This window comes from Streptomyces sp. V3I7 (genome assembly GCF_030817495.1).
Classification (GTDB): Bacteria; Actinomycetota; Actinomycetes; order Streptomycetales; family Streptomycetaceae; genus Streptomyces.
In genome coordinates this window covers 1,176,807-1,197,639 of record NZ_JAUSZK010000001.1, presented here as the reverse complement: position 1 = coordinate 1,197,639, position 20,833 = coordinate 1,176,807, and the positions used below count along the sequence as shown (strand labels likewise).

The following is a 20,833-nucleotide window of genomic DNA, read 5'->3' as shown; positions in this document are numbered from 1 at the left end:
AACCGGACGCGGCCTCAGAGGAACGTGCGGCCCTCGCCCCGGTACGTGGGCACCGTGGCCGTCACCGCGTCCCCCTCGACGAGGTGCAGCGCCTCGAACCGCTCGCACAGCTCGCCGGCCTTCGCGTGCCGGAACCACACCTTGTCGCCGATGAGCAGGCCGTCGGCGGCCGAGCCGAGCAGCGGCGTCTGCACCTCGCCGGGGCCCTCCGAGCCGTCGTACCGCAGCCCCTCCGGGAGGTACGGCACCGGAAGCCGGTCGCGTCCCGGCGCACCCGAGGCCGGATAGCCGCCGCCCAGCACGGTCACGACCCCGGCGCCCGGCCGCCGTACGACGGGCAGCGCGAAGAGGGCGGCCGGACGGCCGGTGAAGGATGTGTAGGTGTCGAACAGATGCGGCACGTACAGCCCGGAGCCGGCCGCGATCTCCGTGACCGCGTCCTCGGCGGCCGTGTGCTGCACACTGCCCGTGCCGCCGCCGTTGACGAACTCCAGGTCCGGCGCCACGGACCGCACCGCCCGCACCACCGCGGCCCGCCGCTCGGCCAGTTCGCGCCGGGCGGCCGCCTGCATGAGCCGCACGGCGCGCGAGCGCAGCCGGCGCCCGGCGACGTCGTCGCCCACCCCGGCGATGTGCCCCTCGTACGCCATGATCCCCACCAGCGCGAAGCCCGGTCGCCGAGCCACCGCCCGTGCCAGCTCGGCGACTTGGCCGGGGGAGCGCACCGGCGAGCGCAGCGCGCCGAACCGCAGCCGCTCGCCGAACAGCTTCAGCGAGGTGTCCAACTCCAGGCAGACCCGCACCACTTCACGGCCACCGTCGCGGGCCGCGTCGATGAGGTCGAGCTGGGCGGGGTCGTCCACCATGACCGTCACGGCGGACGCGAGCTCGGCGTCGGCGGCCAGCGCGGCGAAGCCCTGCCGGTCGGCCGAGGGATAGGCGAGCAGGACGTCGTTGAAACCGGAGCGCGCGAGCCACAGCGACTCGGCGAGCGTGAAGGACATCACGCCCGAGAAGCCGTGCCTGGCCAGGACCCGCTCCAACAGGGCCCGGCAGCGCACGGACTTGCTGGCGACCCGGACCGGCTTCCCGCGCGCGCGGCGGACGAGATCGTCCGCGTTGGCGTCGAAGGCCTCCAGATCCACGAGCGCGAGAGGGGCGTCCAGATGGGCCGTGGCCCGGCCGTACCGGGCCCGCTCGGCGGCGCGCACAGTCATGAACGAAGCCTGCCAGACAGGATTACCGCAGGGTAGGGGGATGTTCCGGGCAGATGCCCCGGGGGCGCGGACTGGTTCCCGCTCGGTCAGGAACAACCCGTAGAGTGACGCGCACACGCGGCGGAACGCCCCGGGCCGCAGGACCGCACCGGGATGCCGCTTCGCCCGTGCGGGTAGGCGTGCCCGGACGGACGACTTCCCACGGGCCCGCCGGACGGGGTGTCGGCCCGCGGACGAAACGCGCGTACGACCACGGGCTGGGCACGAGGAAACGGGGTGTGCATGAGCACGGAAGCACGGCACGCTCCCGTCTCCTCCGCCCCCGGCCCCGCGAACGCCACCCCCGGTTCCGGCGAGTCCCCGGAAACCCCGCCCCGCACCGACGCCATGCCGCCCCCACCCGCCACGGCGCGCTTCCCCGACACCCCTCCGACCCCCGGCAGCACGGGCACGGTCCCGGGCCAGGCCCCGGCCCCGGCTTCTGCCCCGGCTTCCGCTACGGCCTCGGCCTCGGCTCATGCCCTGGCTTCCGCTTCCGCTTCGGCTCCCGCCCCGGCTCCGGCCCCGGCGTCCGCTTCGACTCCGACCCCAGCTTCGGCTTCCGCCCAGGCCGCCTCGGCTTCCGCCCCGGCGTCCGCTCCGGCTCCGACCCCAGCTTCGGCTTCGGCCCAGGCCGCCTCGGCTTCCGCCCCGGCCTCGGTTCCGGCCTCGGCCTCGTCCCTGGCGTCTGCTTCGGTTTGGGCCTCGGCTTTCGCCCCGGCTCCGGCTCCGGCCTCGGGTTCTGCCCCGGCGTCCGCTTCGACTCCGACCCCAGCTTCGGCTTCCGCCCAGGCCGCCTCGGCTTCCGCCCCGGCGTCCGCTCCGGCTCTGGCCCCGGCGTCCGCTTCGGCCCAGGCCTCGGCCTCGCCCCCGGCTTCCGTCCCGGCCTCGGCTTCCGCTCTGGCTCCGGCCGAGTCGACCGCCCGGCTGCGCCCCGTCGCGCCAGAGGCGGCGAAGCCGGAGCCGCGGCCCCGGCCGCAGCCCGGCGCGGATCCTCGCTCCGCCCTGGCCCGCCCGTCCACGGTCCCGCCCCAGACCCCGTCGGAGACGACCACCCGGCTGCGGCCCGTGCCGCCGGAGCCGGCCCCGGCCGAGCGGAACCCCGGCCCGGGCCCCATGCCCGCCGCCCGGCCCGGCGTCGCGGAGGTGCCGCCCCGGCCGGTCGCCCCGCCGACGGTCGGACCGCCGCCCGCGGCGTCCCCGGACCCTGCTCTGTCCTGGACCGCGCCCATGGCCGGGGTGCCCGCGGGGCAGAGGTTCACCCAGTCCCAGAGCTACAGCGTGTTCGACCAGCCCGCGGGCCACGCCGAGCCCCGCCGCTCGCGGCTGCTCGGCTGGGGCTCGCGGCCGCGCGTCGCCGCTGCCGCCGCCTGCGTGGTGCTCGGGATCGGGCTCATCGGCGGTGCGGTGACCGGGAGTTGGCTCGGTGACTCGGACGGCCCCGGCGGCGACAGCGGGTTCAGCTCCGCCGCCGAGCTGTGGCACAACGTGCCGGTCGACGACCTCTTCCCGCCCACCGTGGACGGCCGGGGAGCGGGCCCCGGCGGAGCCGACCGCACCTGGACGCGGATCGCCGTCGCCCCGGACGACACCTGCGCGGACGCCTTCGACCCGCTGTTGCGCAAGGCGCTCGCGCCCGCCGGCTGCCGCCGCCTCCTGCGCGCCACCTACGTCGACGCCACCCAGAGCCACGTCACCACCGTCGGCCTGCTCTTCACCAAGGCCGACCCCGCCGGCATGTCCGCCCTCGCCCGGCGCTTCGACGACGACGGCCTGAGCCGCCGCCCCGACCTGATGCCCCGCCCGTACGCCGCCAAGGGCACCGCCGCCGCGCACTTCGGCGCCCGGCAGCGCGCCAGCTGGACGGTGTCCGTCCTCACCGACGCCCCGGTCGTCGCCTTCGCTGTCTCCGGCTGGGCCGACGGCCGCGAGGTCGACACCTCGCAGCCCGCCGCCGAGGCCATGCAGTCCGGCGCCACCACCGCACCCGGCCAGGCGGGCCTCGGCAACGAGGCGCAGGGCCTCACCGACCGCATCGAGCGGCGCCTGCGCCAGACCGTCAGCCCGTCCACGGAGACGCCCTCATGAGCCTCGTGAACCGGAATCGGCGTACGGCACGGTCCGCGGCCCTGAGCGTTCTCCTCGCCGGCTCCCTCGCCCTCCTGCCGTCCACCACCGCGCACGCCGACGGCATACGCGCCCGGCAGTGGGCCCTGTCCGCCCTGCACACCGACGAGGCCTGGCGCACCACCAAGGGCAAGGGCATCACCGTGGCCGTCCTGGACACCGGGGTGGACGCCGACCACCCCGACCTGGCCGGCAACGTCCTGACCGGCACCGACCTCATCCGCTTCGGCGCCGAGCGCGGCGACCGCGCCTGGGCCCGGCACGGCACTGCGATGGCCGGCATCATCGCCGGCCACGGGCACGGGGCCGGCCACGGTGAAGGCGTCATGGGCGTCGCCCCCGAGGCCAGGATCCTCCCCGTCCGCGTGATCCTGGAGGACGGCGACCGGGCCCGCGGCAAGGCCCGCAGCACCCGCGGCAACGCCCTCGCCGAAGGCATCCGCTGGGCCGCCGACCACGGCGCCGACGTCATCAACCTCTCCCTCGGCGACGACTCCGCCTCCGCGCACCCCGAGCCCAGCGAGGACGAGGCCGTCCAGTACGCGCTGAAGAAGAACGTCGCCGTGGTCGCCTCCGCGGGCAACGGCGGTGACAAGGGCGACCACATCTCCTACCCGGCGGCCTACCCGGGCGTCATCGCCGCCACCGCCGTCGACCGCTACGGCACCCGCGCCTCCTTCTCCACCCGCCGCTGGTACGCCACCGTCAGCGCGCCGGGCGTCGACGTCGTCATCGCCGACCCCGACCACAAGTACTACGAGGGCTGGGGGACGAGCGCCGCCTCTGCCTTCGTCTCCGGTGCCGTCGCGCTCATCAGGGCCGCCCACCCGGACCTCACTCCGGCCCAGATCAAGAAGCTCCTGGAGGACACCGCCCGCGACGCCCCGACGCACGGCCGCGACGACTCCCGCGGCTTCGGCTTCATCGACCCGGCCGCCGCCATCAAGGAGGGCGGGGACGTCAAGGCACAGCACGCCGGCCAGGCCGCGTACGGCAAGAAGTACTTCGGTCCCGGTCCGGACCCGGACGGCACCTCCGACCCCTCCACCTGGGCGGGACTCGTCGCGGGCGGGCTCGGCGTCGTGCTCCTCGTCGGCGCCGTCGTCCTCTACCGCGGCCGCCGCAACGACTTCCGCTAGACCGGCCACGTACGCCCCTCGGGGCGCCCGATAAGGTCGGTGACCGTGGCGAACAAGAACATTCCCGACTCTGGCTTCTCCGATGACGACGGCTCCGCCGACCCCCGCGCTGAGCGCCGCGCTCGCCGCCTGGGCCGGGGACCGCACCGCCGTGGGCCCCGTCCTGGAGGCGCTCAAGGGTGCCCGGCTGCTCGTGCCCGTGGTGGCCGTGCTCGGCGAGGTCGAGGAGGACAGTGAGGAGGGGCGCGAAGCTCCTTGGAAGGGTGGTGGTGGGCGACGGGCGGGCGGCTTGCGCCGCGAGAAGACCAGCGACATGGCCGTACCGACCCTGAAGGCCGGACCCCGCACCGCGCTGCCCGCCTTCACCTCCACCGAGTCGCTGGCCCTCTGGGACCCCGAGGCCCGGCCCGTCGCCGTACCCCTGCACCAGGCGCTCCGGGCCGCCGCGCACGAGAAGGCGGACACGGTCGTGCTGGACCTGGCCGGCCCGGTGCCGTTCGAGCTCACGGGACCCGCGCTGCTCGCGCTCGCCGAGGGCCGTACGACCACCGACCCGCTCGCCGACCCGGTCGTCACCGAGGCCGTGCGCGCCGCCGTCGCCGCCGAGCCCGCGGTCCTCCGCGCCCACCTCGGCCCGGGCCGGGCCGACGGCACGCTCGCCCTCGTCCTCGACGCGTCCGCCGCCCCCGCCGAAACCGCCCGCGCGGTCGCCCAGCGCCTCGCGGCCGACGAAACACTGAGGGCCCGCCTGGTGCGGGGCCTCGACCTGGCACTGCTGCCGGCCGGGACCACGCCTCCGGGCGAGCCCTTGTACGTACGGGGATGAGGCCGATGGCGGGGCCGGCTAGCCGAAGACCGGGCCGGTGTACTTCTCGCCCGGGCCCTGGCCCGGGTCGTCCGGGACGAGCGAGGCCTCGCGGAACGCCAGCTGGAGCGACTTCAGGCCGTCACGCAGGGGAGCCGCGTGGAAGGAGCTGATCTCGGTCGTGCTCGCGTCCAGCAGACCGGCGAGCGCGGTGATCAGCTTGCGGGCCTCGTCCAGGTCCTTGTACCGGTCGCCCTCCTCGGTCAGCCCCAGCTTCACGGCGGCGGCGCTCATCAGGTTGACGGCGACCGTCACGATCACCTCGACGGCGGGGACCTCGGCGATGTCGCGGGTCATCTCGTCGTAGTCGGGCTGCTCGGCGGGGCCGGAAGGGGAGGTCTCACTCATGCCCCACACGATAGGCGCAGCACCGACCGGTCAGCGCCGTCGGCCCGATTAGCCCTTCCCTGGCGATGCTGCTAACCTTGTGTGACGACCGGCTGGACACGTATGCCTCATGGTGAGCGCGTCCGGCCCACAAGTGGAGGTTTCGAACTCCCACCTGACCGCCCCTCGGGGCGGCGGGTCACCGGTCAGACGGTCCCGTCCTCGTGGCGGTGATCCGTCCGATAGCGCCCCGCGATGTCCGCGGCGGTGCTCCGGTAGTTCGAGGAGCCCCGCTTGTGAGATCGTCCGGGGCATTTTTTGTGCTCCGGCTCGGTTAGGTCTAATGCATACAGACGTTACGCGGCTGTCCGCCAGACCGTCGCGTGGTGCTTACCGAGGAGGATCCATCAGCGCCGAGCCCCGCATCAACGACCGGATTCGCGTTCCCGAGGTGCGACTTGTCGGTCCCAGCGGCGAGCAGGTCGGGATTGTTCCGCTTGCCAAGGCCCTGGAGCTTGCACAGGAGTACGACCTGGACCTGGTCGAGGTCGCGGCGAACGCCCGTCCGCCCGTGTGCAAGCTCATGGACTACGGGAAGTTCAAGTACGAGTCGGCCATGAAGGCCCGTGAGGCGCGCAAGAACCAGGCGCACACGGTCATCAAGGAGATGAAGCTCCGGCCGAAGATCGACCCGCACGACTATGACACCAAGAAGGGTCACGTCGTCCGGTTCCTCAAGCAGGGCGACAAGGTCAAGATCACGATCATGTTCCGTGGTCGCGAGCAGTCCCGGCCCGAGCTGGGCTACCGACTGCTGCAGCGCCTCGCGGAAGACGTCCAGGACCTCGGTTTCGTCGAGTCGAACCCGAAGCAGGACGGTCGCAACATGATCATGGTCCTCGGTCCGCACAAGAAGAAGACCGAGGCGATGGCCGAGGCCCGTCAGGCGCAGGAGGCCCGCAAGGCGGACGCGAAGGCCAACCCCGGCCGCTCGCAGAACGCCGCGGAGGCCGACAGCGACGAGGCCCCTGCCGAGGCTGCCGCCGAGGCTCCTGCCGAGGCTTCCGCCGAGGCGTGATCCCGGGGGACGCGAGTCCCCAGGATGTAACCCATACAAGAGCGACGCTCCACCGTGCCCGGTTTCACGACCGGGCACCGGGGCGCCACCGACGAGGAGATTACGGCGCTATGCCGAAGAACAAGTCGCACAGCGGTGCCAGCAAGCGCTTCAAGGTCACCGGCTCCGGCAAGGTGCTCCGTGAGCGCGCCGGCAAGCGCCACCTGCTCGAGCACAAGTCGTCCCGCGTGACGCGCCGCCTCACCGGCAACGCCGAGATGGCCCCGGGCGACGCCGCGAAGATCAAGAAGCTTCTCGGCAAGTGACGTGAGCGGCGCTCGCACCGAGCGCCGTACGTCTGGACCGGGACCCAATCGTTTCCGGGTCGTGCGAGTCTGAGTCCACTCCACGGCCCCGCTACAAGGAGTTAAAAAAGTGGCACGCGTCAAGCGGGCAGTCAACGCCCACAAGAAGCGCCGGGCGATCCTCGAGCAGGCCTCCGGCTACCGCGGTCAGCGTTCGCGCCTGTACCGCAAGGCCAAGGAGCAGGTCACCCACTCGCTGGTCTACAACTACAACGACCGCAAGAAGCGCAAGGGCGACTTCCGTCAGCTGTGGATCCAGCGCATCAACGCCGCTGCCCGCGCCAACGGCATCACCTACAACCGCTTCATCCAGGGTCTGAAGGCCGCGAACATCGAGGTCGACCGCAAGATCCTGGCCGAGCTGGCCGTCAACGACGCCGGCGCGTTCGCCGCGCTGGTCGAGGCCGCGCAGAAGGCGCTGCCGGCGGACGTCAACGCGCCGAAGGCCGCGTGACGCTGCGCTGGCTTTAGGCCGACGTACTTGAGGACCCGCAGGCCGCATGGCCTGCGGGTCCGCTTGTGTCCCGAGACTTCCGCTGGGTTCGGCACCGCCGAAGACCGCCGTCGTGGTTGTGCACCGTCGCGGCGGAGAGAGAGCCAGCGGACCATAGTTGTAGAGGTGAACCCCATGGCCCCCGCCACCCCCGAGCTGATCTCTCCCCGGTCCGCGCGTGTGAGCGCCGCGCGTCGGCTCGCCAAGCGGAACTTCCGGAGCAAGGACCGGATGTTTCTCGCGGAGGGGCCGCAGGCCGTGCGGGAGGCGGCTGCGCACCGGGCGGGCGGCGACGCCACCCTCGTCGAGCTGTTCACCACCGTCGAGGCCGCGGAGCGGTACGCCGACATCGTGGGGGAGGCCCGTGCCGCCGGTGCCCGGGTGCACCTGGCCTCGGAGGAGGTCATCGCAGACATCTCCACCACCGTGACCCCGCAGGGCCTGGTCGGCGTGTGCCGGTTCCTCGACACCCCCTTCGAGGACATCCTCGCCGCCCGGCCCCAGCTCGTCGCCGTCCTGGCCAACGTCCGTGACCCCGGCAACGCCGGCACGGTCCTGCGCTGCGCCGACGCCGCCGGTGCCGACGCCGTGGTCCTCACCGACGCCTCCGTGGACCTGTACAACCCCAAGGCCGTCCGCGCCTCCGTCGGCTCCCACTTCCATCTGCCCGTCGCCGTCGGCGTCCCCGTCGAGCGCGCCGTCGAGGGCCTCAAGGCCGCCGGGGTCCGCATCCTCGCCGCCGACGGCTGCGGCACCGACGACCTCGACGACGAGCTCGACAAGGGCACGATGGGCGGCCCCACGGCCTGGGTGTTCGGCAACGAGGCCTGGGGGCTGCCGGAGGAGACCCGGGCGCTCACGGACGCCGTCGTACGCGTTCCCATCCACGGCAAGGCCGAGAGTCTGAACCTCGCGACCGCCGCGGCCGTATGTCTCTACGCGTCGGCCCGTGCACAGCGCGCCTCCGGAGGGTGCCGCTCCGTCACCAAGAGCTAGTAGGGTGACCAGCTCGGGGGCCCCGGCGGCTGAAGGGTGAGGTGCGGGGATGAACGTCGGCACCAGCAGTGCGCCGGAGGAACACGGCGCGCGGTGCGCACCCGCGCCCCGGCAGGGCGAACCCGACGAGCCTCCCGCCCACCCCGGCATCGACCCCGACGACCTCCCCGACGGCCTCGTCGTCGCCGACGAGCACGGCCGCGTCGTCCGCTTCAATGCGGCCGCCGTCCGCATCACCGGCATTGACGCCGCCGACGCCCTCGGCCTGCGGCTGGAGAAGGCGCTGCCGCTGGAGGACCTCGAAGGGCGGCGGTGGTGGCAGCTCACCGAGCCGTACGCCGGCCTCACCATCCGGACGCGGCAGCCCGAACGGAACCTGCTGCTGCCCGGCGGACGGGAGGTGCTCGTCTCCGCGCGGTACGTGCGTGGCGAGCCCACCGGTCCCGTGCGGCGCGTCGTCGTCTGCCTGCGCGACACCGAGGCCCGCCGCCGTACCGAACGCAGTCACGCCGAGCTGATCGCCACCGTCGCCCACGAGCTGCGCTCGCCACTCACCTCCGTCAAGGGTTTCACGGCCACCCTGCTCGCCAAGTGGGAGCGGTTCACCGACGACCAGAAGCGGCTGATGCTGGAGACCGTCGACGCCGACGCCAACCGCGTCACCCGGCTCATCGCCGAGCTGCTCGACATCTCCCGGATCGACTCGGGCCGCCTGGAGGTGCGCCGCCAGCCCGTCGACATGGGGGCGGCCGTGGGGCGGCACATCCAGGCGTACGTCGCCGCCGGCCAGCCCGCCGACCGGTTCCTGCTGCGCGTCGAGCAGCCGCTGCCCGCCCTGTGGGCCGACCCCGACAAGATCGACCAGGTGCTCAGCAACCTGCTCGAAAATGCGGTGCGGCACGGCGAGGGAACGGTCACCATTGACATCACGCCCTCGGCGTCCCCCCGCGAGGGAGAGGACACCGGCACGTCGGTCACGGTGAGCGACGAGGGGCCCGGCATCCCGGAGGAGTCCATGAACCGCGTCTTCACCCGCTTCTGGCGGGGCAGCAAGCGCGGGGGCACGGGGCTCGGGCTCTACATCGTCAAGGGCATCGTCGAGGCCCACGGCGGCACCATCACGGTCGGCCGGGCCGCTGTCGGCGGCGCCGAGTTCCGATTTACGTTGCCCGTGAGCGCGCCGGCCTTCATGGCCTGAGCCGCCCGCGGGCGCATTCGCCTACCTCAACCCCGTTAGACTCGGCCTTTGGCACCTTTGTGTCCCGAAGTCAGGGACGATCCGTCATCGGATCGGCGACGGGGACCTCCAGCCAGCCAATCGGAAGCACGGGAAGAGATGTCGGCACCGAATAAGTCGTACGACCCTGTCGAGGTCGAGGCGTTGAAACCGGAAGAGATCGAGCGCATGCGGGACGAGGCGCTCGCCGCCTTCGCCGCCGCGGACTCCCTCGACGCGCTCCAGGAGGCCAAGGTCGCCCACACGGGCGGCGCGTCCCCGCTGGCGCTCGCCAACCGCGAGATCGGCGCCCTGCCCCCGCACGCCAAGGCCGCCGCCGGCAAGCTGGTCGGCCAGGCCCGCGGCGCCGTGAACAAGGCCTTCGCCGCCCGCCAGGGCGAGCTGGAGGACGAGCGCGACGCCCGAGTGCTGGTCGAGGAGGCCGTGGACGTCACGCTGCCGTACGACCGCGTACCGGCCGGCGCCCGCCACCCGCTGACCACGCTCTCGGAGCGCATCGAGGACATCTTCGTGGCCATGGGCTACGAGGTCGCCGAGGGCCCGCAGGTCGAGGCCGAGTGGTTCAACTTCGACGCGCTCAACATCGGCCCGGACCACCCGGCCCGCGGCGAGGCCGACACGTTCTTCGTGCAGGGCCCCCAGGGCGGCACCGAATCCGGCGCCGTGCTGCGCACGCACACCTCGCCCGTGCAGATCCGCTCCCTGCTCGACCGCGAGCCGCCGGTCTACGTGATCTGCCCCGGCCGCGTGTACCGCACCGACGAGCTGGACGCCACGCACACCCCGGTCTTCCACCAGGTCGAGCTGCTCGCCGTGGACGAGGGCCTGACCATGGCCGACCTCAAGGGCACCCTGGACCACATGGTCCAGTCGCTGTTCGGTCCCGGCATGAAGACCCGGCTGCGGCCGAACTTCTTCCCGTTCACCGAGCCGTCGGCCGAGATGGACATGCTCTGCTACGTGTGCAAGGGCGAGTCCGTCGGCAACCCCGACCGCCCCTGCCGCACCTGCTCCTCCGAGGGCTGGATCGAGCTCGGCGGCTGCGGCATGGTCAACCCCAAGGTACTGACCGCCTGCGGCGTCGACCCGGAGAAGTACAGCGGATTCGCCTTCGGGTTCGGCATCGAGCGGATGCTGATGTTCCGCCACAACGTCGAAGACATGCGAGACATGGTCGAGGGTGACGTCCGGTTCACCCGGCCGTTCGGGATGGAGATCTGATGCGGGTCCCGCTTTCTTGGCTGCGGGAGTACGTCGACCTGCCGGCGACGGAGACCGGCCGTGACGTCCAGGCCAAGCTCATCGAGGCAGGCCTCGAGGTCGAGACCGTGGAGCAGCTCGGCGCCGACCTCAAGGGGCCGCTCGTCGTCGGCCAGGTGCTGACCATCGAGGAGCTGGAGGGCTTCAAGAAGCCGATCCGCTTCTGCACCGTCGACGTGGGCATGGCTGGGGGCACCTCCCAGGCTTTCGGCACTGGGGGAGGCACCGGTGAGCCCCAGGAGATCGTCTGCGGCGCCCGCAACTTCGCCGTCGGCGACAAGGTCGTCGTGGTCCTGCCGGGCGCCACGCTGCCCGGCGGCTTCTCGATCGCCTCGCGCAAGACCTACGGCAAGGTCTCGCACGGCATGATCTGCTCCGGCGACGAGCTGGGCATGGGCGACGACGGCAGCCACGGCATCATCGTGCTGCCGCCGGAGACCGAGGTCGGCAAGGACGCCATCGAGCTGCTTGAGCTGGTCGACGAGGTCCTGGACATCGCCGTCACCGCCAACCGCGGCGACTGTCTGTCCATCCGCGGCGTCGCCCGCGAGACCGCCATCGCCTACGGCCTGCCGCTGCGCGACCCGGCCCTGATCGACGTACCGGCCCCGAACGAGTACGGCTACCCGGTCGAGGTCCTGGACCCCGCCGGCTGCGACCGTTTCACGGCCCGTACGGTCACCGGTCTGAGCCCCGAGGCGCGCTCCCCGATCTGGCTCCAGCGCCGGCTGCAGAAGGTCGGCATGCGCCCGATCTCGCTCGCCGTCGACATCACCAACTACGTGATGATGGAGCTCGGTCAGCCGCTGCACGCCTATGACCGGAACCTGGTCCAGGGCACCATCGGCGTGCGCCGCGCCCGCGAGGGCGAGAAGCTCGTCACCCTCGACGGTGTCACGCGCAAGCTGCACGCCGAGGACCTGGTGATCACCGACGAGCGCGGCCCGATCGGCCTCGCGGGTGTGATGGGCGGCGCCAACACCGAGATCGCCGACCACGACGACCTCGAGAACGCCACGACCGACGTGGTCATCGAGGCCGCCCACTTCGACCAGGTCGCGATCGCGCGCACCGCCCGCCGGCACAAGCTGTCGTCGGAGGCGTCCCGCCGCTTCGAGCGCGGTGTCGACCCGGAGGCGGCCGCCGCCGCGGCGCAGCGCACCGCCGACCTGCTGGTGCTGCTCGCGGGCGGCAGCGCCGAGGCCGGGGTCACCCAGGTCAGCACGCCGTCCGAGCCGCACACCCTCACCATGGCGGCCGACCACCCGGACACGGTCGCGGGCGTCGAGTACGGCCGTGAGGTCGTCGTCCGGCGGCTGCAGGAGATCGGCTGCGACGTGTACGGGCAGGACGAGCTGACCGTCACCGTCCCGTCCTGGCGTCCCGACCTCGTCGAGCCCAACGACCTGGCCGAAGAGGTCATCCGGCTGGAGGGCTACGAGAACCTGCCCTCGACGCTGCCCAAGCTTCCCTCGGGCCGCGGTCTGACCGACCGCCAGCGGCTGCACCGCCGTGTCGGCCGCGCGCTGGCCGGTGCGGGTTACGTCGAGGCGCCGAACTACCCGTTCGTCAGCGAGCAGGTCTTCGACCAGTTGGGCCTCGCGGCCGACGACCCGGCCCGCCGCGTCGTCAAGCTGACCAACCCGCTCAACGACGAGGAGCCCGCGCTTCGTACGTCGCTGCTGCCGGGCCTGCTCGGCGCGCTGCGCCGCAACGACGGCCGCGGCTCGCACGACCTGGCCCTCTTCGAGACCGGTCTGGTCTTCCTCCCGCGCGAGGAGCAGCGCGTCGCCGGGCATCTGCCCGTCGACCGCCGCCCGACCGACGAGGAGATCGCCGCGCTGAACGCCGCGCTGCCCGAGCAGCCGCGCCACGTCGCCGTCGTCCTCGCGGGCGCCCGCGAGCAGGCCGGCTGGTGGGGCAAGGGCCGTCCGGCCGACTGGGCCGACGCGGTCGAGGCCGCGCGGAACGTCGCCGCCGAGGCGGGCGCCGAACTGATCGTGCGCAAGGGCCAGTACGGCCCCTGGCACCCAGGCCGGTGCGCCGAGCTGGCGATCGTCGTCGACGGCACCGAGCGCGTCGTCGGCCACGCCGGCGAGCTGCACCCGCGCGTGCTCAAGGCCCTGCACCTGCCCGCGCGCACCGCGGCGATGGAGCTGGACCTGGACGCCCTGGAACAGGCCGGTGACGGGGTCCCGCAGGCCCCGAGCATCTCCTCGTTCCCGGTCGCCACGCAGGACGTCGCCCTGGTCGTCGACCAGTTCGTGCCGCACACCGACGTCGAGGCCGCGCTGCGCGAGGGCGCGGGTGAACTCCTGGAGTCCATCCGTCTGTTCGACGTCTACGAGAACGCCGAGCAGCTCGGTGACGGCAAGAAGTCGCTGGCGTACGCGCTCCGCTTCCGGGCGGGTGACCGGACGCTGACCGTGGATGAGGCTTCGGCGGCTCGGGATGCGGCGGTCGCCCTTGCCGGGGAGCGCACGGGAGCGGTCCTCAGGGGCTGATCGTCGTGGGGGACTGTGCTGTTTACCGGCTGCGGGTTGTTCGTGGCTGGTCGCGCAGTTCCCCTCGCCCCTAGGTGAGTTGCCCTGCTGTCAGCTGCATAAATGCGGGCTAGCTGACGGAGTCTCACTCGTTCGGGTGGCAACTTCCGGCGGGCATGGCCCTCGCGGGGCATGGAGTGGACAGAATCGGACCGGCCTTTCGGGGCCGGTCCGTCTGTTTTGTCTGGCCCTCTGTGGGGTGGCATCGGCATGATCCGGATCACGGCACGGGCGCGGCCCGCCCTCACCCTGGGGCTGCCTACGGTCTGGGGTGGCGTGGCCGTCGTGTACAAGCTGGGCTGCCCGCTCGCCCAGCAGAACGGGCTGGGTGCCCGGATCGCCACCAGCGCCGTGTTCTTCGCGGTCGGCACCGGACTCGTGCTCCACATCCGCTGGCTGCTGCTACGGGAGTTGAGGCAGGTGCGCCGGGTCGCCGACGCCGCCCAGCGCGTGCTGCTGCGGCCGCCGCCCGCGCGCCTCGACGGACTCGCCGTCGCCGCCGCGCAGTTGTCCGCCGACCGCGGCGCGGACATCGGCGGCGACCTGTACGAGGCGGTCGCCACCGAGCACGGCGTACGGGTGGTGATGGGCGACGTACGCGGCCACGGGCTGGCCGCGCTGGCCACGGCCGCCGCCGTGCTCGGCAGCTTCCGCGAGGCCGTCCACGACGAGCCCGACCTCGGCGGCGTCCTGCGCCGCCTGGAGCGCGCCCTCGACCGCCATCTGCGCGAACGGGCCCGCGCCGAGCACCCGTCGACCGGCCTCGCGCCGGACAGCCCGGTCGCCGAGGAGTTCGTCACCGTCCTGCTGCTGGAGGTGGGCAGAGACGGCGAGGTCCACGCCCTCAACTGCGGCCATCCATGGCCGTATCGGGTCCGGGCCGACGGGGTCGAGCCGCTCGCGGCGGAGGAACACCTGCCCCCGCTGGGCCCGTTCCCGCTGCCGGCCGGCCTGGACGCCGTACGCTGCGGCCCGTTGCTGCCCGACGACCTCCTGGTCCTGTACACGGACGGCGCGGAGGACGCGCGGGACGCCCACGGCGACTTCTTCCGGCTGCCGGTCGCCCTCGCGGAGGCGGCCCGTGATCTGCCGGTGTCGCCGCAGTCGGTCCTGCGCTCGGTGCTGGCCACCCTGCGCCGCCATACGCGCGGCCGGCCGACGGACGACACCGCCCTCCTCGTCCTGCGCAACGAGCGGCGGTACCAGTCGACTTGGGGCGCGCGCGGGCAGGGCGCCGACGGCCGGGCCACGGAGTGTTGCGAGGGGGAGCCGGTGGCCCGGCCGCCCTCTTTCGAGGCAGTTCAGTCAACCGGCCGCCGCACGCTCCGCGACAGCGCGCGCACGGCACGGCTTCGCGTACTGCGTTCACACCCCGTGTGAACCCGGACCCTTTACCCTGACAGGACCTACGAGCATCAGGCCATCCGGGGGCATCCATGGAGCCCAACACTCTGCTCGACGCGATCCTCGACGAGGCCGGGGTCTCGCACGCCGGTCTCGCCGCCCACGTCAACCAGGCGGGGCGGGCGCGGGGTCTCGCGCTGCGGTACGAACACACCGCCGTGGCACGCTGGTTGAAGGGCCAGCGGCCGCGCGGCCAGGTACCCGACCTGATCTGCGAGGTGCTCGCCGGCCGGCTGCAACGCCCCGTCACGCTCGACGACATCGGCCTCGGTGTGCCGGGTGAGCCGTCGGCCCCTAACGGCACCTCGCTGTCCGGCTTCGTCGAGCGCGCCACCGCGCTGTGGCGCTCCGACGAACAGCAGCGTCCGCACGTGCTCGGCGCCCCCGCCGTGACCGGCACACCGGCCGTCATGCCCGTATGGGAGTGGGAGAACCCGCCCGAGGACGTCGACGTCTCGCGCGGCGGCCACCACTACGTCACCCCGGCCGACCTCGACACGCTGCGCGCCGCCCGTACCCACTACGAGCAGATGTACCGCAAGACGGGCGGCGTCGCGACGCGCACCCGCATCGTCGGCTTCCTCAACTCGGAGGCGGCCCCGCTGCTGCGCGGCAGCTACACCGACGCGACAGGACGCCAACTGCACCGGGCTACCGGCGGGTTGGTGGCGATCGTCGGCATCTGCGCGTACGACTCCGATGCCCACGGGCTCGCCCAGCGCTACTTCCACCAGGCGCTCAGACTCGCGAAGGCCAGCGCGGACCGGGGACTTGGGGCGTACGTCATCGCGCTGCTCGTCAACCAAGCTTTGTTCCTACGGGAGTTCCGCCAGGCCGTCGCCTTCGCGGAGGCCGCGCTGCGCACCGCGGGCAAGCACATCACCCCGGCCCTCGCCTCGGACCTGTACGCGATGCAGGCCAAGGCGTACGCGCACCTGGGCGACGGTACGAGCGCCCTGTCCTGCATCCGGCGTGCCGAGACGGCCGCCGACCGCATCCGGCGCGGGTACGAACCCGACGAGACCGGTTACGTCCAGCCGGGTCTCGTCAACGTACAGGTGGCCGAGGCGTTGCTCAGTCTCGGTGACCTCACGGCGGCGCGGGAGCATGCCGCGGAGGCCGTGGACAACCCCGCCCACGACCGGGGCCGGGTGCACCGGCTGGCCATGCTCAGCACGATCGAACTGCGCCAGGGCAACGCCGACAACGCGGCGGCCACGGCCGTGCAGATGGCCGAACAGGCCCGCGGAATGGAGTCCCAGCGGCTGCGTGACAGACTCCGCGCGGTGCGCGAACACCTGGTGCGCAGCGGCTGCGCGGGCACCGCCGAGGCCGCCGAACTCATCGACGGGGCACTGCGCGTACCGCTGTAGGGCCGCCGGTACGACCGGGATCGTGAACGACGTGCCCGGCCCTGCAGACGCGACCGGCCGTGCAGACGCTGTTGGCCGGAAAGTGCCGCTGCTGCGATATTGCCACTTACTCGTCGGAAGGTGGCAGAACCGTGCAGTGGACGAAACAGAGCGAACAAACTGTGTATGAAAACCGCTGGTTCAGCGTCAACCTGGCAGACGTCGAGCTGCCGGACGGCCGGCACCTCGACCACTTCCTCATCCGGCTGCGGCCCGTCGCCGTCGCCACGGTGGTCAACGACGCCAACGAGGTCCTCCTCCTGTGGCGCCACCGCTTCATCACGGACAGCTGGGGCTGGGAACTGGCCGCGGGCGTCGTCGAGGACGGCGAGGACATCGCCACCGCGGCCGCCAGGGAACTGGAGGAGGAGACCGGGTGGCGACCGGGCCCCCTGCACCACCTCATGAGCGTGGAGCCGTCCAACGGCCTCACCGACGCCCGGCACCACATCTACTGGGCCGAGGAGGGCGAGTACCTGGGTCACCCCGTGGACGACTTCGAGTCGGACCGCCGGGAGTGGGTCCCGCTCAAGCTGGTCCCCGACATGATCGCCAGGGGGGAGGTCCCGGCCGCCAACATGGCGGCCGCACTCCTCATGCTGCATCACCTCAGGCTCGCCGAGGGCTAGCGGCCGTGGCCGGCGGCCAACTGGCTAGTGAGCCAGTGCCTGCCAGATCGTGACGACCAGGGCGCCCAGGGCCGTGAGAGCGGCGATGGAGGGCAGCGGCCAGCGTGTGTGCTCCACCGAGAGCATGCGGGTGTGCAGCTCGTCCAGTTCCTTGGCGGTCTCCTCGGTGCGATGACTGAGCAGAGCCAGTCCTCCCTCGACACGGGCGTACGCCACGTCGAGGCGGCGACGTAACTCTGCGAGTTCCCCATGGACCTCGGGACGCTCGGGTTCGGCGGTCACGGGTCCACTCCTCTCTGTAGTCGAGCCTGATTACTCCATGTCCCTTACATGCGCATCAGGAGTCAACCCTGCTGGTGGGCGCATGGGGAGCGTGTGCGATGGGCATATGCGTGCCCGGCGCGCACCCGGTGTGTGAATGCCACGGGCCCGGCACCGTTCTCGGTGCCGGGCCCGTGGGCTGTCGCTCGGGGTGCTCGTGGGCGCCCTGCTCAGGCGTACGTGTAGAACCCCGACCCCGTCTTGCGGCCGAGCCGGCCCGCGTCGACCATGCGCTGGAGCAGCGGCGGGGCGGCGTACAGGGGCTCCTTGTACTCCTCGTACATCGAGTTGGCGATGGAGGCGATGGTGTCCAGGCCGATGAGGTCGGCGAGCTTCAGGGGGCCCATGGGGTGGGCGCAGCCCATCTCCATGCCGTTGTCGATGTCCTCGCGGCCCGCGATGCCCGACTCGAACATGCGGATCGCCGACAGCAGGTAGGGCACCAGCAGCGCGTTGACCACGAAGCCGGAGCGGTCCTGGGCGCGGATGGCGTGCTTGCCGAGGAGCTTCTCGGCGAAGATCTGGGCGCGGCTGAGCGTGCCCTCGGACGTGGTGAGCGCCGGGATCAGCTCGACCAGCTGCTGCACGGGGGCCGGGTTGAAGAAGTGGATGCCGACGACGTGGTCCGGGCGCGAGGTGGCGACCGCGAGCTTCACCAGCGGGATGGAGGAGGTGTTGGAGGCCAGGATCGCGTCCGGCCGGGTCACCACCTGGTCGAGGACCTGGAAGATCTCCGTCTTCACGCCCTCGCTCTCGACCACGGCCTCGATCACCAGGTCACGGTCCGCGAACTCGCCGAGGTCGGTGGTGAAGGTGAGCCGCGCCTGCGCGTCGTCCCGCTCCTCCTCCGTGATCTTGCCGCGCTCGGCAGCCTTGGCCAGGGAGTTGTACAGCCGCGTACGGCCGATCTCCAGGGCCTCGCCGGTGGTCTCGGCTACCATCACGTCCAGACCGGCGCGGGCGCACACCTCGGCGATGCCCGCTCCCATCTGGCCGCAGCCCACGACTCCGACGCGCTCGATGTCGGTCACATCGTCCCCTTCGCTGCTCTACGGCTCCCGGCAGGCCCGCCCGGTCCGGGGGCCTGCTCCGATCGTGCACGTTACCCCCAAGTATCGATGATCGATCGCGTGGGGAGGAGCATTCTTGGGTGCGCGAGACGATCCGTGACGGTGCGGATCCGCAGCGTATTGGGTGTGTGGCGGATGGGAAGAGTGTCGCGTCGGGCCTTCGCGACGGCCGCGCTGTCGATCCTGGCGACCGTGCCGGGAGCCGCGGCGGCGCCGGGAGCGGCGGGGCGGTGGGAGGACGATCGGGCAGCCGCGGCGGAGATGCGGGGCCTGTGGATCGCGACCGTCGGCAACCGGGACTGGCCCTCGCGGGCCGGGCTGAGCGCGGACGCCCAGCGCAAGGAGCTGATCGCCCACCTCGACCGGGCGGTCCGCCTCCGGCTCAACACGGTGATCCTCCAGGTGCGGCCCACCGCCGACGCCCTGTGGCCCTCGTCGCACGAGCCGTGGTCTCAGTACCTCGCCGGCACCCAGGGCAAGGCCCCCGGCTGGGATCCGCTCGGCACCGCGGTCGCGGAGGCGCACGCGCGCGGGCTCCAGCTGCACGCCTGGTTCAACCCCTACCGCATCGCCAACCACACCGACCTCAAGAAACTCGTCGCCTCCCATCCGGCCCGCAAGCACCCGGACTGGGTGGTCCGGTTCGGCGGCCGGCTCTACTACAACCCGGGCCTGCCGAAGGTCCGCGCGTTCGTGCGGGACGCGATGCTCGACGCCGTGGAGCGCTACCCCGTCGACGCCGTCCACTTCGACGACTACTTCTACCCGTACCCGGTCGCCGGCCAGAGCTTCGACGACGACGCCGCGTTCGACGCGTACGGCGGCTCCTTCGAGAACCGGGCGGCCTGGCGGCGCGACAACATCGACCAGTTGGTGCGGGAGACGGCCGCGCGCGTCAAGAAGATCCGCCCCGGCACCCAGTTCGGGATCAGCCCGTTCGGGGTCTGGCGCAACGCCGGCACCGACGCGCGCGGCTCGGACACCCGGGCGGGCGTGGAGACGTACGACGACCTGCACGCGGACACCCGCAAGTGGGTCCGTGAGCACTGGATCGACTACATCGTGCCGCAGGTGTACTGGCACATCGGCTACGACCTCGCCGACTACGCCAAGCTGGTGCGCTGGTGGTCGGAGACGGCCAAGGGCTCCAAGACCAGGCTGTACGTGGGGGAGGCGCTGTACAAGGCGGGCGCGTCGGGACAGCCCGCGCCCTGGCAGGACCCGGCCGAGCTGTCACGGCACCTCACGCTCGCCGCGGGGCACCCGCAGGTGCGCGGGCACGTCTACTTCGCCGCGCGGGACGCGGCGAAGGATCCCGTCAAGGCGATGGCGCGGGTGCTCGCCGACCACTACCGGCAGCCGGTGAGCCCCCCGCGCTGATCTACTGGTCGCGGGTCTGGTGCTCCACGTGCCGGACCTCGCAGTCGGGGCCGGGGGACATCACGGCCTCGTGCCCGTCCGGGAAGCGGACGCGGTAGGGAGGGCCACCCTCGGGGCCCAGGACTTCGACGACTTCCGAGATGTGGTCGTGCTGGCCGACGACCCTCCCGTGCTGAATCAGATGGTCGCCCACGGATGCGCGCATCTCCAGGGCCTCCTCACGATCGAGATCGTTGGGTGACGTCGATGCACCCAGGGACGGCGACGGTCCGCTCGGCGGCGGCCGCCACAGGGTGCTCGCCCGCAGCAGCACCGACGACACCAGTGTGTGCAGGGCTCCGGGCCGACTGCAACCGGCTGGCCCGCCCACCGGCCCGATTGACGGACGGTTTGATGAGCGGATCGATGATCGGATCAGTGATCGACGCCGGAGCGCCCGTCCTGGCAGCATGCCCCGCATGAGTGAAGCACCGGACCTGCCCGACGGCTACGAGTTCTCCGCCGACCCCGACCGCGTGGACACCGACCGCGTCCACCGCTGGCTGTCGACCGACGCGTACTGGGCGACCGGGCGCCCCCGCGACAAGCACGAGCGCGCCGCCGCGTCCTCGCTCAACTTCGGGGTGTACGCATCGGCCTCCGGCGAGCAGGTGGCGTACGCGCGCGTGGTCACCGACCGGGCGCTGTTCGCCTGGCTCGCCGACGTGTACGTCGACCCCTCGGTCCGCGGCAAGGGCGTCGGTACGGCGATGATCGGGGCCGTGGTCGATCACCTGCGGCCGTACGGCCTGACCCGCATCCTGCTCAGCACGGAGGACGCCCACGGGGTCTACGAGAAGCTGGGCTTCCGCCCGCTGGACCAGCCGGAGAAGTGGATGCTGCGCCTTTCCGGGTGAGGCCCGTTTCGGCCACCGGCCCGCGAACGGCCAGTGATGCCTTGGGCAAGCCTCTT

General features: G+C 72.4%; 20 protein-coding genes and 1 pseudogene. 15 read left to right on the top strand and 6 right to left on the bottom strand.

Annotated elements, in window-relative coordinates:
• Positions 1 to 14 precede the first annotated feature (14 nt).
• Entirely contained in the window at positions 15 to 1,217 is a 1,203-nt protein-coding gene (locus tag QFZ74_RS05740) for an amino acid deaminase/aldolase (RefSeq protein WP_307619686.1), read from the bottom strand.
• Positions 1,218 to 1,732: 515 nt separating this feature from the next.
• Positions 1,733 to 2,518 (bottom strand): hypothetical protein, encoded by a 786-nt coding sequence (locus QFZ74_RS05735; protein WP_307619684.1) that lies wholly within the window; start codon positions 2,516 to 2,518, stop codon positions 1,733 to 1,735.
• Positions 2,519 to 2,537: 19 nt separating this feature from the next.
• Between QFZ74_RS05735 and QFZ74_RS05730 the strand changes: the two genes are divergently transcribed.
• From QFZ74_RS05730 to QFZ74_RS05720, 3 genes and pseudogenes are all read left to right on the top strand, one after another.
• Positions 2,538 to 3,344, top strand: coding sequence for a hypothetical protein (locus QFZ74_RS05730; RefSeq protein ID WP_307619683.1), 807 nt, complete (start codon positions 2,538 to 2,540; stop codon positions 3,342 to 3,344).
• The gene (gene mycP, locus QFZ74_RS05725; protein ID WP_307619682.1) at positions 3,341 to 4,522 is read left to right on the top strand and encodes a type VII secretion-associated serine protease mycosin; all 1,182 of its coding nucleotides are present in this window, start codon (positions 3,341 to 3,343) and stop codon (positions 4,520 to 4,522) included. The genes QFZ74_RS05730 and mycP overlap by 4 nt, the downstream gene beginning before the upstream one ends.
• Positions 4,523 to 4,567: 45 nt before the next feature.
• Positions 4,568 to 5,348 (top strand): annotated as a pseudogene (locus QFZ74_RS05720) (SseB family protein).
• 18 nt (positions 5,349 to 5,366) lie between these two features.
• On the opposite strand, the gene QFZ74_RS05715 reads toward QFZ74_RS05720, so the two are convergent.
• Complete coding sequence (locus QFZ74_RS05715; protein WP_307619681.1) at positions 5,367 to 5,735, bottom strand: DUF1844 domain-containing protein; 369 nt, start codon at positions 5,733 to 5,735, stop codon at positions 5,367 to 5,369.
• A 322-nt stretch (positions 5,736 to 6,057) separates the two neighbouring features.
• Here QFZ74_RS05715 and infC point away from each other — a divergent pair, with 322 nt between their 5' ends.
• From infC to QFZ74_RS05665, 10 genes are all read left to right on the top strand, one after another.
• Positions 6,058 to 6,792, top strand: coding sequence for a translation initiation factor IF-3 (gene infC / locus QFZ74_RS05710; RefSeq protein WP_307619680.1), 735 nt, complete (start codon positions 6,058 to 6,060; stop codon positions 6,790 to 6,792).
• A 110-nt stretch (positions 6,793 to 6,902) separates the two neighbouring features.
• A complete protein-coding gene (rpmI, locus tag QFZ74_RS05705) occupies positions 6,903 to 7,097 on the top strand; it encodes a 50S ribosomal protein L35 (protein ID WP_004933563.1) in 195 nt (64 codons plus the stop codon).
• Between the two features lie 109 nt (positions 7,098 to 7,206).
• A complete protein-coding gene (gene rplT / locus QFZ74_RS05700) occupies positions 7,207 to 7,590 on the top strand; it encodes a 50S ribosomal protein L20 (protein ID WP_100825257.1) in 384 nt (127 codons plus the stop codon).
• Between the two features lie 174 nt (positions 7,591 to 7,764).
• Positions 7,765 to 8,625 carry an RNA methyltransferase gene (locus tag QFZ74_RS05695; RefSeq protein ID WP_307619679.1) on the top strand — a complete coding sequence of 287 codons (861 nt, stop codon included), beginning with the start codon at positions 7,765 to 7,767 and terminating at the stop codon, positions 8,623 to 8,625.
• A 49-nt stretch (positions 8,626 to 8,674) separates the two neighbouring features.
• On the top strand, positions 8,675 to 9,823 hold the full coding sequence (locus tag QFZ74_RS05690) for an ATP-binding protein (protein WP_307619678.1): 1,149 nt from the start codon (positions 8,675 to 8,677) through the stop codon (positions 9,821 to 9,823).
• A gap of 138 nt (positions 9,824 to 9,961) precedes the next feature.
• Complete coding sequence (gene pheS / locus QFZ74_RS05685; protein ID WP_307619677.1) at positions 9,962 to 11,083, top strand: phenylalanine--tRNA ligase subunit alpha; 1,122 nt, start codon at positions 9,962 to 9,964, stop codon at positions 11,081 to 11,083.
• Complete coding sequence (gene pheT / locus QFZ74_RS05680; protein WP_307619676.1) at positions 11,083 to 13,626, top strand: phenylalanine--tRNA ligase subunit beta; 2,544 nt, start codon at positions 11,083 to 11,085, stop codon at positions 13,624 to 13,626. The genes pheS and pheT overlap by 1 nt, the downstream gene beginning before the upstream one ends.
• A 249-nt stretch (positions 13,627 to 13,875) precedes the next feature.
• Entirely contained in the window at positions 13,876 to 15,045 is a 1,170-nt protein-coding gene (locus tag QFZ74_RS05675; protein ID WP_307619675.1) for a PP2C family protein-serine/threonine phosphatase, read from the top strand.
• A gap of 56 nt (positions 15,046 to 15,101) precedes the next feature.
• Positions 15,102 to 16,442 carry a transcriptional regulator gene (locus tag QFZ74_RS05670; protein ID WP_307619674.1) on the top strand — a complete coding sequence of 447 codons (1,341 nt, stop codon included), beginning with the start codon at positions 15,102 to 15,104 and terminating at the stop codon, positions 16,440 to 16,442.
• A 131-nt stretch (positions 16,443 to 16,573) separates the two neighbouring features.
• Positions 16,574 to 17,110, top strand: coding sequence for an NUDIX hydrolase (locus QFZ74_RS05665; RefSeq protein WP_307619673.1), 537 nt, complete (start codon positions 16,574 to 16,576; stop codon positions 17,108 to 17,110).
• Positions 17,111 to 17,134: 24 nt separating this feature from the next.
• Here QFZ74_RS05665 and QFZ74_RS05660 read toward each other — a convergent pair whose 3' ends face one another.
• Positions 17,135 to 17,392: a hypothetical protein gene (locus tag QFZ74_RS05660; protein ID WP_307619672.1), complete on the bottom strand. Its 258-nt coding sequence runs from the start codon at positions 17,390 to 17,392 to the stop codon at positions 17,135 to 17,137.
• Between the two features lie 209 nt (positions 17,393 to 17,601).
• A complete protein-coding gene (locus tag QFZ74_RS05655; RefSeq protein ID WP_307619671.1) occupies positions 17,602 to 18,462 on the bottom strand; it encodes a 3-hydroxybutyryl-CoA dehydrogenase in 861 nt (286 codons plus the stop codon).
• A gap of 174 nt (positions 18,463 to 18,636) precedes the next feature.
• Here QFZ74_RS05655 and QFZ74_RS05650 point away from each other — a divergent pair, with 174 nt between their 5' ends.
• Positions 18,637 to 19,881: a glycoside hydrolase family 10 protein gene (locus QFZ74_RS05650; RefSeq protein ID WP_307619670.1), complete on the top strand. Its 1,245-nt coding sequence runs from the start codon at positions 18,637 to 18,639 to the stop codon at positions 19,879 to 19,881.
• Between the two features lies 1 nt (position 19,882).
• Here QFZ74_RS05650 and QFZ74_RS05645 read toward each other — a convergent pair whose 3' ends face one another.
• A complete protein-coding gene (locus QFZ74_RS05645) occupies positions 19,883 to 20,086 on the bottom strand; it encodes a DUF1918 domain-containing protein (RefSeq protein WP_307619669.1) in 204 nt (67 codons plus the stop codon).
• A 253-nt stretch (positions 20,087 to 20,339) separates the two neighbouring features.
• On the opposite strand from QFZ74_RS05645, the gene QFZ74_RS05640 reads away from it, so the two are divergent.
• Positions 20,340 to 20,777: a GNAT family N-acetyltransferase gene (locus QFZ74_RS05640; protein WP_307619668.1), complete on the top strand. Its 438-nt coding sequence runs from the start codon at positions 20,340 to 20,342 to the stop codon at positions 20,775 to 20,777.
• The last annotated feature ends 56 nt before the right edge of the window (positions 20,778 to 20,833 follow it).